Source organism: Microbacterium sp. 22195 (assembly GCF_052056515.1).
Lineage (GTDB): Bacteria > Actinomycetota > Actinomycetes > Actinomycetales > Microbacteriaceae > Microbacterium.
The window spans coordinates 39958-53110 of the sequence record NZ_JBQEPE010000002.1; the positions used below are offsets into that span (position 1 = coordinate 39958).

Consider the following 13153-nt stretch of genomic DNA (forward strand, 5'->3'; position numbering starts at 1 on the left):
GAGCGCAGTAGGCTCAGGGCATGACCATCCAGGAAAACACTTCCCGGAGCAGGGCGGCGCGCTCCGCGCCGACGCTGCACGACGTGGCCGCGGCGGCCGGCGTCTCCCTCGCGACGGCCTCCCGGGTGCTGAACGGCTCCGAGCGAAAGGTCGCCGAATCGTTCCGCGAACGCGTCGAGCAGGCCGCCGCCGAACTCGGCTACACCGCGAACGTCTCCGCTCAGACGATCGCGCGCGGCACCTCTCCCGTGATCGCGCTGCTGGTGGCCGACATTGCCGACCCGTACTTCGGACTGATCGCCTCCGGCGTCGCCCGTGGTGCCGACGAGCAGGGGCTGATCGTGACGATCGCGATCACCGAGCGCGAGCCGCAGCGCGAGGCGCGCATCCTGCACGCGCTGCGCGGCCAGCGTCCCCGTGGCGTGATCCTCGCGGCATCCCGATCCGGCGAGCGGGACGCCGCCGCCGTCGACGAGCTGGCGGAGTTCGCGTCGCTCGGCGGCCGCACCGTCACCTTCGGTGCGGGCGGCGATCGCAGCATCCGCATCCCGAACCGGGAGGGATCCGAGGAGCTCGGCCGCTCGATGGCGGCGCTCGGATACCGGCGCGCGATCGGGATCGGAGCCTCCGAGGGCGTGAGCACCTCGGACGACAGGCTGGCGGGCTTCACGGCCGGCTTCACGGCCGGAGGTGGCGAGGTCGTCCGCGTGCACCGCGGCACCTTCGAGCGGGAGTCGGGCACGGCCTCGATGACCGAGGCGCTCGCCGCCGGCGTGGAGCCGGGCACGCTGATCTTCGCGCTCAGCGATGTGGTGGCGATCGGGGCGATGACCGCGATCCGGGACGCGGGCCGCACGGTCGGCGAGGACATCGCGGTATGCGGATTCGACGACGTGCCGGTCAGCCGCGACGTGACCCCGCAGCTCACCACCGTGCGCGTGCCGCTCAGCGAGCTCGGTTATCAGGCGTTCCGCGCGACCGTGGCCGACGAGTGGGAGCAGCCGCCGATGGAGATCGAGGTGCTCGTGCGCGACAGCACGCCCGGGATCGCTCGATGAGGGTCGTCTTCGCGCCGGACAGCTTCAAGGGGACCATCACGGCGGCGGACGCCGCTCAGGCACTCGCCCAGGGCTGGGTGCAGGTCGCTCCGGATGCGGAGCTCGTGCTGCGGCCCATGGCCGACGGGGGAGAGGGCACGGTGGCGGCCTTCGCGGCCGCAGTGCCCGGCGCGGAGCGGATGCCCCTCACCGTCGACGGCCCGGCCGGTGCGCCGGTGGAGACGTCGTGGCTGCTGCTCCCGGCATCCGCGGATGCCCCGGGCGGCACGGCCGTGATCGACCTCGCATCCACCTCGGGGATCGAGCTGCTCGGCGAGCTGCGCCCGTGGGATGCGGACTCGACCGGGTTCGGGCAGGCGATCGCTGCGGCTCTCGACCACGGTGTCTCGCGCCTGGTCCTCGGGATCGGCTCGAGTGCATCCACCGACGGCGGCACGGGCATGCTGCGCGCTCTGGGCGCGCGGTTCCTCGCTGCTGACGGTGCCGACGCAGCTCGTGGCGCCCGCGGTCTCGCCTCGATCGTTCGGGCGGATCTGACCGCGCTGCGTCCCGCACCCGAGACGCTCGTGCTCAGCGATGTGACCAATCCGCTCACCGGACCGCGCGGCGCCGCCGAGGTGTTCGGCCCGCAGAAGGGGCTCACGGATGCGGTGGATCGCGCCGTCGCGGATGCCGGCCTCGCCGCGCTCGCACAGCTGCTCGACCTCGATCCTTCGACGCCAGGGGCCGGTGCCGCCGGCGGCGTGGGCGGCGCGCTCGTCGCCTGGGGCGCGCGACTGCTGCCCGGTGCCGGGGAGGTCGCCCGTCTGATCGGCCTCGCGGACGCTCTCGCGGGCGCCGATCTGGTCGTCACGGGGGAGGGCTCGTACGACGGGCAGTCCGGCGACGGCAAGGTGCCGTCGTTCGTGGCCTCGGTGGCCTCGGATGCCGGCGTCCGCGCCGCCGTGGTGGCGGGGCGCATCACGGATGACGCCGACACCGGCCTGTTCGCCGGCTCGATCTCGCTCACCGAGCTCGCCGGATCATCGGCATCCGCTCTGGCTGAGCCCGCCCGCTGGCTGCGCGAGGCCGGCGCGGAACTGGCCCGCCGCCTGGCCTGATCCCCACGCCTGACCCGCCCTGGCCGCGCCTGCGGACCGGACGCGAGCGGGTACGGATGCACGGCCGGGGAACGCCTGCACGACCGATTCGGCGATCTGCCCGTGCAATCGTTCCCGCGTCGTGCAACTGTGCCATGTCGTGTCTGTGTGCAGGTCCGCGCCCGCCCGTGTGCGCGGTGCGCGGCCCAGCATCCGGCCGGATTGACACTCCCCGATGCGCGACATAGACTCGCAGCAACGGTTCGGAATGCGCTTTCCCGAAATCGATCTCATCATTGACGACGACGTCGAGGACCCCATGACTTCAACGCAGAACGCCACCATGTCGCTCGCGCTCGCTCAGGCGCCGGGCGAGCCGAACGCCTTCGTCCGCTGGTGGCAGCGCAGCTGGCATCCGGTCGTGTTCGTCGTCGCCGTGCTGCTCATCTGGTGGCTCGTCACCGCCATGAAGTGGGTCAAGCCGTTCATCATCCCGTCGCCCGGCGACACCTGGGCGGCCTTCGCGAACAACGCCGCCTACCTCGCGCAGCACACCTGGGTGACCACCTACGAGACGCTGGTCGGATTCGTCATCGCGGTGATCGTCGGCCTGTTCGTCGCCGTGATCATGGTCTACTCGCGGGGCCTCGAGCAGACGCTCTACCCCGTGATCCTGTTCGCGCAGGTCATCCCCAAGATCGCCATCGCGCCGCTGTTCATCGTCTGGCTCGGATTCGGCATGGAGCCGAAGATCCTGGTCGCCGTGCTGATGGCGTTCTTCCCCGTCGTGATCTCGGGCCTCGCCGGCCTGCGCTCCGTCGACCCCGAGATCCTGCAGCTGACGTCCACGATGGGCGCCGGTCGCTGGCGCACCTTCACCAAGGTGCGGCTGCCAGCGGCACTGCCGGAGCTGCTCTCCGGTCTGAAGGTGGCTGCCACCCTCGCCGTGACCGGTGCCGTCGTGGGCGAGTTCGTCGGGGCGAACGAGGGCCTCGGCTACGTCATCCTGCAGGCCAACGGCAACCTCGACACGGCGATGCTGTTCGCCGCGCTCATCATCATGTCGCTGATGGGCGTGCTGCTGTTCGCGATCATCCAGATCGCCGAGAAGTTCCTCATCCCGTGGCACGCGTCCAAGCGCGACGTCGGCGCCGCGACCGTCCGCCTCTGAGCCCCCCAGCATCCGCACCCTGCACCATCACACACAAGGAGCACTGATGAAGAAGTCAGCATCCATCCTCAGCACCCTCGCCGTCATCACGGCATCCGCGCTCGCCCTGGTCGGCTGCGGCGCCTCCGCGCCGGCGGGCGACGGCGGCACCCCGGCGAAGGGCGACAAGCAGCTCACCGACGTCACCCTGATGCTCAACTGGTACCCGTACGGTGAGCACGCGCCGTTCTACTACGGCGTCGAGAAGGGCATCTTCAAGGAGCACGGGATCAACCTGACCATCAAGGCCGGTCAGGGATCCACCAAGACCGCGCAGGCCGTCGGCCAGAAGCAGGTCGACTTCGGCTGGGCCGACACGCCCGCCGTGCTCGCCAACATCGACAAGGGCGTGGCGATCAAGAGCGTCGGCGTCTTCCTGCAGACCACGCCGTCGGCCGTGCAGGTGTTCGCCGACTCCGGCATCGAGAAGCCCGAGGACCTCGAGGGCAAGACGATCGCGGTCTCGGCGGGCGACGCTCCGACCACGACGTTCCCGCTGTACCTCGAGGCGGTCGGGCTGAAGGAGTCCGACGTCAAGCAGCAGAACCTCGACCCCGCAGGCAAGATCGCGGCCGTGCTCTCCGGCCAGGTCGACGGGCTGATCGGCTTCGCGCACGATCAGGGACCCACGATCGCGGCGAAGAGCGGCAAGAAGATGACCTACCTGCGCTACTCCGACGCCGGCCTGAACTTCTACAGCAACGGCCTGATCGCGCCCGACGACACCATCAAGGACAAGCCCGAGCTGGTCAAGGAGATGGTGGCGGCCACCTCCGAGGCGTTCGCCGCCGCGCAGAAGGACCCCGAGGCGGCCGTCGCGTCGATGGCGGGCAAGGACCCGCAGATGCCCGCAAAGGACGTGCTGCTGGACCAGTGGAACGAGACCATCAAGCTGCTCAGCACCAAGGCGACCGAGGGCAAGGCACCCGGAACCAACGCCACCGAGGACTGGCAGGCCACGCTCGACGTGCTGTCGAAGGCCGGCCTGATCTCGGGCGACGGTGACGTGAAGACCTACTTCGACGCGTCCTTCGCCCCCGGCAAGTGACCGCGGCACCCCGTACCCGGATCAGGAGATGACCGACATGACGCAGACGAGCGCGGCGCTGGAGATCACCGACGTCTCGATCACCTTCGCCTCCAAGCGCGGACGGGTGTCGGCGCTGGAGGGCGTCGACCTGGACGTGCAGGCGGGGGAGTTCATCACCATCGCCGGGCCCTCGGGCTGCGGCAAGTCGACGCTGCTGAAGGCCGTCGCCGGCCTGACCCTGCCGAGCTCCGGCAGGGTCAGGCTCAACGGCGAGGACGTGACGGGCCCTCGGCAGGACATCGGCTACGTGTTCCAGCGCGCGGCTCTGCTCGAGTGGCGCAGCGTGCGCGGCAACATCCTGCTGCAGGCGGAGATGCGCGGCATGGACTCGAAGAAGGCGCAGGCCCGGGCCGACGAGCTGATCGAGATGACCGGTCTGACCGGGTTCGAGAAGGCGCTCCCGCACGAGCTCTCCGGCGGCATGCAGCAGCGCGTGTCGCTGTGCCGTGCCCTGCTGCACGAGCCGCGGGTGCTGCTGATGGACGAGCCCTTCGGCGCGCTGGACGCGCTGACGCGCGAGAAGATGAACGTCGAGCTCAACCGCATCTGGGCGCAGACCGGCACCACCGTGCTGCTGGTCACCCATTCGGTGGCCGAGGCGGTCTACCTCGCCAGCCGGGTGGTCGTGATGAGCCCTCGCCCCGGCCGCATCCTCGAGGAGCACCGCGTGGACCTGCCCGCCGAGCGCGGGTACGCGCAGACGCTCGAGACGCCCGAGTTCACCCGCATCTCCAGCCGCGTCCGCGAGCTGCTGGGCTCGCCGGGCGGGGACTGACAGGCACGGATGCACGACCCGGGAACGGATGCACGATCGAAGCCGCGATCTGGCCGTGCATCCGTTCTCGGGTCGTGCCGGTGTCGCCGTGCTCGCGACGCGGGCGGCACTCGCGTCCCGCTCAGCCCCCGAGCGCGGCGCTGACCACCGCGCGGGCCTCCTCCTGCACCTTCGCGAGGTGCTCGGGCCCGAGCAGGCTCTCGGCATACAGCTTGTAGACGTCCTCCGTGCCCGAAGGGCGCGCGGCGAACCAGGCGTGCTCGGTCTGCACCTTCAGACCGCCGATCGCCGCGCCGTTCCCTGGGGCGTGCGAGAGCTTCGCGGTGATCTCCTCACCGGCGAGGTCGGTGGCGGTCACGGCATCCGGAGCCAGCTTGCCGAGCGTCGCCTTCTGCTCCGGCGTCGACGGCGCGTCCACGCGCTGATAGGCGGATGCCCCGAAGGCGACCTCGAGCTCTGCATACCGCTCGGAGGGCGACTTGCCGGTGACCGCGATGATCTCCGCGGCCAGCAGGCACAGCAGGATGCCGTCCTTGTCGGTCGACCACACACTTCCGTCGTGGCGCAGGAACGACGCCCCGGCGGACTCCTCGCCGCCGAACGCGACGGATCCGTCGAGCAGGCCGGGCACGAACCACTTGAAGCCGACCGGCACCTCCAGCAGACGGCGGCCCAGCGACTCGGCGACCCGGTCGATGATCATCGACGACACCAGGGTCTTGCCGATCGCGGCGTCGCGCGGCCACGAGGCGCGGTGCGAGAACAGGTAGTCGATCGCGACGGCGAGGTAGTGGTTGGGGTTCATCAGCCCGGCATCCGGGGTGACGATGCCGTGCCGGTCGGCGTCGGCGTCGTTGCCGGTGAGCACGTCGAAGTCGCCCTTCTTGGCGACCAGGGATGCCATGGCCGACGGCGACGACGGATCCATCCGGATCTTCTCGTCCCAGTCCAGCGTCATGAAGCGCCAGGTCGGGTCGACCTCGGGGTTCACGACCGTCAGGTCGAGCCCGTGCATGTCCTTGATGAGCTGCCAGTACTCCACCGACGCACCGCCCAGCGGGTCTGCGCCGATGCGCACGCCCGCGCGCTTGATCGCGTCGATGTCGATGATGTTCGGCAGATCGCGCACGTACGCGTCGCGGAAGTCGTATCCGGTGATGGCATCCCAGTCGATGTCGGCGAAGCTCTCCCGCTTGACGCCCTCGAGCTTCGCCTCGATCAGCTCGTTGGCGCGCTGGGCGATCCAGCCCGTGGCATCCGTGTCGGCCGGGCCGCCGTGCGGCGGGTTGTACTTGAAGCCGCCGTCGCGGGGAGGGTTGTGCGACGGGGTGACGACGATGCCGTCCGCGCGTCCGGCGTCGTCCGCCGCACGGCCGCGGTTGTAGGTGAGGATCGCGTGGCTGAGCGCGGGCGTCGGCACCCAGGCATCCCGCGAGTCGACCCGCACGTCCACGCCGTTCGCGATCAGCACCTCGATGGCGCTGCGCTCGGCGGGCAGCGACAGCGCGTGGGTGTCGCGGCCGAGGAACAGAGGGCCGGTGATGCCCTGCCCGTTGCGGTAGTCGACGATCGCCTGCGTGGTCGCGAGGATGTGGTCCTCGTTGAAACTGGACGACAGCGCCGAGCCGCGATGGCCGCTGGTTCCGAAGACGACGCGCTGCGTCGCGACCTTCGGATCCGGATGCCGGTCGTAGTACGCGGCGATCAGCTCGTCGACATCGATGAGGTCCTTTTCCTCCGCGGGGAGGCCTGCACGGCTCGTCATGTGCATAGTCTGCCCCGCAGGTGGCCGTTGCGCATCTTCCGAGTCGGCCGGATGCAAGCGGGCGGACATCAGGGCCGCCTGTGCCGTACGGTTCACGCGGGAATGTGCGCTTCGCGCGGATCGGATGCCGGATTCCGTCCGCGGCAGGCGTACATCTCCGCGCGAAGCGCACGCGCAGCCCGTGAGGATCGCCCGCCGTAACCCGGCGGATGCCCGGGACTAGGCTTGCCGGGTGACCGAACGCCGCACGTACAGCTACCTGGGCCCTGCTGGAACCTTCACCGAGGCGGCGCTGGACCAGGTGCCCGAGGCGCGCGGCCACGAGTGGAAGCCCGTGCACAACGTCGGCGAGGCACTCGCCGACGTGCTGTCGGGGGTGTCGGATGCCGCGATGATCGCGATCGAGAACTCGATCGAGGGCGGCGTCTCGACGACGCTGGACGCCCTGGCGACGAACCCGGGCCTGCGGATCATCGGCGAGTACCTCGTCAAGGTGAACTTCGTGCTGGTGGGCGCACCCGGGACGAAGCTCGAGGACGTGCAGGTCATCGCGGCGCACCCCGTCGCCTACGCGCAGTGCCACGGCTGGCTCGGAGCGCACCTCCCCAGGCACGCCCATGTTCCGGCGGCGAGCAATGTGGCATCCGCCCTGGGCATCCTCGACGGGACGCTGCCGGCGCAGGCCGCGATCGCCGCGCCCGGGATCGTGCAGCACCAGGACGTCGAGGTGCTGGCCGAGCAGATCGGCGACAACGACAACGCCGTGACCCGCTTCGTGCTCGTCTCGCGCACGACCGCCGCGGGTGCGCCGACAGGTGCCGACAAGACCTCGCTGATCGTCGAGCTGCCGGATGACCGCCCGGGCGCCCTGCTGGAGATGCTGGAGCAGTTCTCCACCCGCGGCATCAACCTGTCGCTGATCGAGTCGCGGCCGATCGGCGACGAGCTGGGGCGGTACCGCTTCGTGCTCGACGCCGACGGGCACATCCACGACGAGCGCATGGCCGATGCGCTGCTCGGCATCCGCCGGTTCAGCCCCCGCGTGGTGTTCCTCGGCTCCTACCCGCGGGCCGATCGCCGCATCGTGCAGTACCCCGACCGCTACGCCGACGAGGTGTTCGTCGAGGCGCGCGACTGGCTGCGCGGCCTGATCGCCGGCGAGCCCGACGAGGCGTAGGCGCTCAGCGCTCGGTTTCGCGGGATCGATCATTAACGCACCTGCTGGATCCAGGCCGCCTCGGCATGGATCAATAGTGCACGGGCGGAGGGGTTCTGCGAGGCACTTCTGAGCCGGGCCGGTCGATCGGATGCAGTTCTGATCCGTGCTGAGCAAGAAGAGCGCTCCTGCACATCGGATAGCCCTTGAGACTTATCCACACGTACTGAGATTCGGCATCCACTCGCCTCCGGCCTTCCACGAGCATGGGCGGATGCGACACAGGATTCGACTGCCCGACCGGCTCGGCCTTCACTTCAGCGTGAGAGAAGCGGCCGACGCGGGTATCGGCCGTGGACGAGCGGATGCCCGCGATCTGGCGCGGCCGTTCCATGGAACGCGGGCGCTGACGACGCCCGAGACGTTCCACGCCCGTGTGCGCAGCTTCGCCCCGCGGATGCGGCCCGGCCAGCGGCTCGTAGGTCGCAGCGCCGTGCGTTGGTGGGGGATGCCGTACCCGACGGGCTGGCTCCTCTCGGAGGACCTCGAGATCGCCGTGCCGCATGAGCAGAGTCCGCCGCGTACGCGAGGCGTCGCCGGACGTCGCCTCGCCTCGTCGCGCGCAGAGAACTGGAAGGTGGGGAGGGTGCCCGTTGTCGATCCGGTCTCCGCGGTCTTCAGCTGCGCAGCGGACTTGACGCTGGCCGACGCCGTCACACTGCTGGATGCGCTGCTGACTGGCGCCGACAACTATCCCGGCCTGATCGAGGACAGACCCCGCTACACCCGTGACGACGTTGCGAGCAGGCTGGCTGCATGGGGGCGGTTCAAAGGAAGCGCGACGATCCGCGAAGCACTCGGGCTGGCTCGCGAGAAGGTGGAATCGCCCAAAGAGACTGAGACCAGGCTCGCGATCATCTCCGCAGGGCTGCCCGAACCCGTCGTGCAGCACGAGGAGTTCGACGGCTCGCGGCTCGTCGCGCGGGTGGACCTCGCCTATCCGCAGTGGAAGATCGCGATCGAGTACGAGGGTGACGGGCACCGAGTGGACAAGGACCAGTGGCGCCGCGACATCCAGCGACAGCGGGAGCTCGAGGACCGCGGTTGGATCGTCATCCGCATCACGCAAGCCGATCTGAGGCTTCCGTTGGAGTTCCTGGGCCGGCTCCGCCGAGCGATTGCATCGCGTGCGGCATGACCTTCGTGCGCAGCGTGGATCAGAAATGCATCCGCCCGAACAGACTGGATCAATAGTGCCGCGCTACTGCTGATCTGCGATGCACTATTGATCCGCGCTGAGCTCGAAGGAGCGTCCGGAGGCGCTCAGCGCGCGAGCAGCTCCAGGGTCTGCACGCGGCCGGGCGTCGCGTCGAGCGGCTCGGCCTCGAAAGATCCGGCCACGGGGGAGATCATGATCTCGTCGACGCCGTACTGCGCGGCGAAGGCGTCCAGCGCCTCCCGCACCTCGGGACCCGCGCCGATGAACCAGTTGGCGCGGATGCCGTCGATGAGCGTCTGCTCGCCGGCATCCGCCTCTGCCAGGCCGCGCTGCGCCTGCTCGACCGTCTCCAGCGGGGTGAGCGGCTGGTTGCGGCGCAGCCGCGTCATCATGCGCAGCTGCGGCAGGGCGCGAGCCGCCGCCTCGTCGGCGGACGGGGCGGCGACGACGTTCGCCGTCAGGAAGGTTCGCGGCGTCTCGAGCACGGAGGACGGCTGGAACGCCGAGCGGTACAGGTCGAGGGCGCGCTGCAGTCCCTGCCCGGAGAAGTGGTTCGCGAACACGTACGGCAGGCCGAGGGATGCGGCGAGCTGGGCCGAGTAGTCGCTCGACCCGAGCAGCCAGATCTCGGGGGCATCGGATGCCATCGGCGTCGACCGCACGGTGTACTCGCCGCCGCTGGTGAACCGCACGGTCGCGCCCTCGTGACGCAGCATCAGCGCGATGTCCTGCACGTGCGAGGGGAAGCGCTCCACGTCGCCCGAGGTGCCGGACTGGCGCAGCAGCTGCGTGATCACTGGGTCGCTCCCCGGGGCGCGCCCGATGCCCAGGTCGATGCGTCCGGGCGCGATGGCCTCGAGCGCGGCGAACTGCTCGGCGACGACCAGCGGCGCGTGGTTGGGCAGCATGACGCCGCCGGAGCCGACCCGGATCCGGGTCGTCCGAGACGCCGCGGCCGCGATCAGCACCGGGGGAGTGGTGGATGCCACGGACGGCATGTTGTGGTGCTCCGCGAACCAGTAGCGCCGGTAGCCGAGCTCATCGGCGCGCTGGGCGAGCGCCATCGACGCGGCCACCGCCTGCGCGCTGGTCTGGGTGGAGCCGTCGGCACCGGAGCGGACGGGAACGAGATCGAGGACGGAGAGCGCTGCAGAAGTCATCATCAGGGGCAACCGAAGCGGATGCCGCGGCATTCCACGCCCGGGTCGCACGCACGCTGACCGCTGATCGCGTGGGACGCCCGTGCGCCAGGGGCTTGACGCACCGCATCCGCCCGGCGTAATCCGGGATGAGGTGACGCCATGTGGAACTTCGAGGACAGAGCCGACGCGGGCCGGGAACTCGCCCGCGAGCTGACCCATCGCGCCCACGAGGACTGCGTCGTGCTCGGTCTGCCGCGCGGCGGCGTGCCCGTGGCCGCTGAGGTGGCTCGCGCGCTCGCCGCTCCGCTGGACGTGCTGATCGTGCGCAAGGTCGGGGCGCCCGGGCATCCGGAGGTCGCGATGGGCGCCGTCGGCGAGGATGGCGCCGTCGTGCGCAACGCCGGCGTCATCAGCATCACCGGCGCCGACGACGCGGCGCTCGCCGCGGCCGAGCAGCGCGAGCGCGCGGAGGTGGAGCGCAGATCGCGGATGCTGCGCGAGGGGCGCCCCGCCGAGCCGATCGAGGGCCGCGTCGCGATCATCGTGGACGACGGGATCGCGACCGGGGCGACCATGCGGACGGCGTGCGCGATCGCCCGCGCCCGCGGTGCGTCGCATGTGGTGGTCGCCGTCCCGGTGGCGGCGCCGGATGCCCTCAGCCAGCTCACCGATGCCGATGAGGTGGTCTGTCTCTGCGCTCCGCGCGACTTCATGGCGGTCGGGATGTACTACACCGACTTCCGGCAGACCTCGGAGGACGAGGTGGTCCGGCTGCTCGCCGCCGCGCGGTGAGCACGGCATCCGTCGACGAGATCCGGCGCTCTCGGCGAAGCGCGGTCCGGCGCCGGGATGAGCGCGGAGGTCAGGGTTAGCCTTGCCCCCATGGACGCGAGCATCTTCTTCGTCATCGTCGGTGCGGTCGCGGTGGCGGCCATCGCACGCTGGCGGGGCTGGCCTGCGCCGCTGCTCGTCACGGTGGTCGCGCTCGCCGCGGCGTTCCTGCCCTTCGTGCCGAACCCCTCGATCGACGGCCATGTGCTGCTGAACCTCGTGCTGCCGCCGCTGCTGTACTCGGCGGCGCTCGACGTGTCGTTCATCAGCTTCGCTCGTGCCATGCCGCAGATCCGCAGACTCGGGATCGGGCTGGTGGTCGTGACGACCGTCGTCGTGGGCCTGGTCGCGTGGTGGCTGCTGCCCGAGCTCGGCCCGTTCGGCGCCCTGCTGCTCGGGGCGATCGTCGCCCCGCCGGATGCCGTGTCCGCCGCCGCCATCGGCCGGAAGCTCGGTCTGCCGCGTCGGGTGATGACGGTGCTCTCGGGTGAGAGCCTGATCAACGACGCCACCTCGCTGACGCTGTATCGCGTGTTCGCCGCAGCAGTCGTCGCGGGACCGGCGGCCTTCAACTTCTGGGCGACGATCTGGCAGTTCCTGCTGGCCGTGATCGTCGGTGTGCTCATCGGACTGGTGTTCGGGCTGTTCATGCACCAGTTGCGCATGCGCAGCGACGACGCGGTCATCAACGGCACGGTCGGACTGCTCGCACCGTTCGGCGCCTATGCGATCGCCGAGCAGCTCGGCGGCTCCGGCGTGATCGCGGTGGTGGCGATGGGGCTCTACGTGGGCTTCAACGCTCCTCGGACGAGCTACACGACTCGGCAGCAGGAGGCGCCGCTGTGGCTGAGCGCCGACTTCCTGCTGGAGTCGTTCGTGTTCGCCTACATCGGCCTGCAGCTCCCTCGGGTGGTCGCGGATCTCAACGACGGCGAGGTCTGGCCCGTGATCGGGCTGTCGGTCGTGGTGCTGCTGGTGGTGCTGGTCGTGCGGCCGCTGTTCGTGTACCCGGCCAGCGCGTGGGGCCAGTGGTGGACGCGCATGCGCCTGCGCAAGTGGGAGCGCATGAAGAACGGCGGCTCGGGCGTGCCGGTGACCGTGGAGCGGCGCGGCCGGCGCCCGCTCACCGAGGAGCAGCTGCGGCAGCGGCTGACCGAGACCAAGCTGTCGTGGCGGGACAACGCGGTGATCTCGTGGGCGGGGATGCGCGGTGTCGTGACGCTGGCGACCGCGCTCGCCGCCGCCGACATCTCCCGGATGGATGCCCAGGCCGCGCACGCGCTGGTCGTGGTGGCGTTCGTGGTGACCGTCGGCACCCTGCTGCTGCAGGGACTGACGCTGCCGTGGCTGATCCGCGCGCTGAAGGTCGTCGACGACCGGGAGGCGCATGAGGATGCCCGGCAAATGGCGGCCGTGCGCGAGCGCAGCCGCGAGGCCGGCAAGGCTTACCTGCGCGACATGCGGCGCGAGTGGGGGAAGAAGCACGGCGAGGATCAGCTGGCCGTGTTCGACGCGTTCGCGAAGCGGCTGATCCGGGTGGAGTCGGATGCCGAGACCTCGCAGATCGACCTGAGGCCGCGCCCGACCCATGAGCAGTTCATGGCCATGGCGAAGGGATGGCTGGCGGTGCGACGCCGCCTGCTGCTGGACGAGCGGGATGCCGGGAACCTGAGCGAAGAGGTCATGCACGAGCTGATCACCGCGATGGATGCCGAGGAGCTGGCGCTCGACACGCGCGCCGCGACCCGCCCGCAGTCGCGCGCCTGACCCCGCGCCGTGGCGCGCCCCGCGCAGCGTGGATCAAAAGTGCGCCTGAGATCGGCATCCG

General features: G+C 70.4%; 11 protein-coding genes. 9 read left to right on the forward strand and 2 right to left on the reverse strand.

Annotated elements, in window-relative coordinates; translation table 11 throughout:
* Positions 1-20 precede the first annotated feature (20 nt).
* The 5 genes from ACTJJ4_RS08190 to ACTJJ4_RS08210 all read left to right on the forward strand — a co-directional run bounded on the left by ACTJJ4_RS08190 (position 21) and on the right by ACTJJ4_RS08210 (position 5212).
* Positions 21-1058 carry a LacI family DNA-binding transcriptional regulator gene (locus tag ACTJJ4_RS08190; protein ID WP_440942867.1) on the forward strand — a complete coding sequence of 346 codons (1038 nt, stop codon included), beginning with the start codon at positions 21-23 and terminating at the stop codon, positions 1056-1058.
* A complete protein-coding gene (locus ACTJJ4_RS08195) occupies positions 1055-2158 on the forward strand; it encodes a glycerate kinase (RefSeq protein ID WP_440942868.1) in 1104 nt (367 codons plus the stop codon). Before ACTJJ4_RS08190 ends, ACTJJ4_RS08195 begins: the two co-directional genes overlap by 4 nt.
* Before the next feature lie 298 nt (positions 2159-2456).
* Positions 2457-3308: an ABC transporter permease gene (locus ACTJJ4_RS08200; RefSeq protein ID WP_440942869.1), complete on the forward strand. Its 852-nt coding sequence runs from the start codon at positions 2457-2459 to the stop codon at positions 3306-3308.
* A gap of 46 nt (positions 3309-3354) precedes the next feature.
* Positions 3355-4395, forward strand: a complete 1041-nt coding sequence (locus ACTJJ4_RS08205; RefSeq protein ID WP_440942870.1) for an ABC transporter substrate-binding protein — start codon at positions 3355-3357, stop codon at positions 4393-4395.
* Positions 4396-4423: 28 nt separating this feature from the next.
* Complete coding sequence (locus tag ACTJJ4_RS08210) at positions 4424-5212, forward strand: ABC transporter ATP-binding protein (protein WP_440942871.1); 789 nt, start codon at positions 4424-4426, stop codon at positions 5210-5212.
* A gap of 121 nt (positions 5213-5333) precedes the next feature.
* Here ACTJJ4_RS08210 and pgm read toward each other — a convergent pair whose 3' ends face one another.
* Complete coding sequence (gene pgm / locus ACTJJ4_RS08215) at positions 5334-6977, reverse strand: phosphoglucomutase (alpha-D-glucose-1,6-bisphosphate-dependent) (protein ID WP_440942872.1); 1644 nt, start codon at positions 6975-6977, stop codon at positions 5334-5336.
* 232 nt (positions 6978-7209) lie between these two features.
* On the opposite strand from pgm, the gene pheA reads away from it, so the two are divergent.
* Complete coding sequence (gene pheA / locus ACTJJ4_RS08220) at positions 7210-8154, forward strand: prephenate dehydratase (protein WP_440942873.1); 945 nt, start codon at positions 7210-7212, stop codon at positions 8152-8154.
* Positions 8155-8299: 145 nt separating this feature from the next.
* Entirely contained in the window at positions 8300-9331 is a 1032-nt protein-coding gene (locus ACTJJ4_RS08225; protein WP_440942874.1) for a hypothetical protein, read from the forward strand.
* Between the two features lie 125 nt (positions 9332-9456).
* Here the strand turns inward: ACTJJ4_RS08225 and ACTJJ4_RS08230 are convergent, their stop codons facing one another.
* Positions 9457-10512, reverse strand: coding sequence for an LLM class flavin-dependent oxidoreductase (locus ACTJJ4_RS08230; RefSeq protein WP_440943257.1), 1056 nt, complete (start codon positions 10510-10512; stop codon positions 9457-9459).
* 141 nt (positions 10513-10653) lie between these two features.
* Here ACTJJ4_RS08230 and ACTJJ4_RS08235 point away from each other — a divergent pair, with 141 nt between their 5' ends.
* The gene (locus tag ACTJJ4_RS08235) at positions 10654-11286 is read left to right on the forward strand and encodes a phosphoribosyltransferase (RefSeq protein ID WP_440942875.1); all 633 of its coding nucleotides are present in this window, start codon (positions 10654-10656) and stop codon (positions 11284-11286) included.
* Between the two features lie 90 nt (positions 11287-11376).
* Positions 11377-13092 (forward strand): cation:proton antiporter, encoded by a 1716-nt coding sequence (locus ACTJJ4_RS08240; RefSeq protein ID WP_440942876.1) that lies wholly within the window; start codon positions 11377-11379, stop codon positions 13090-13092.
* Positions 13093-13153 lie beyond the last annotated feature (61 nt).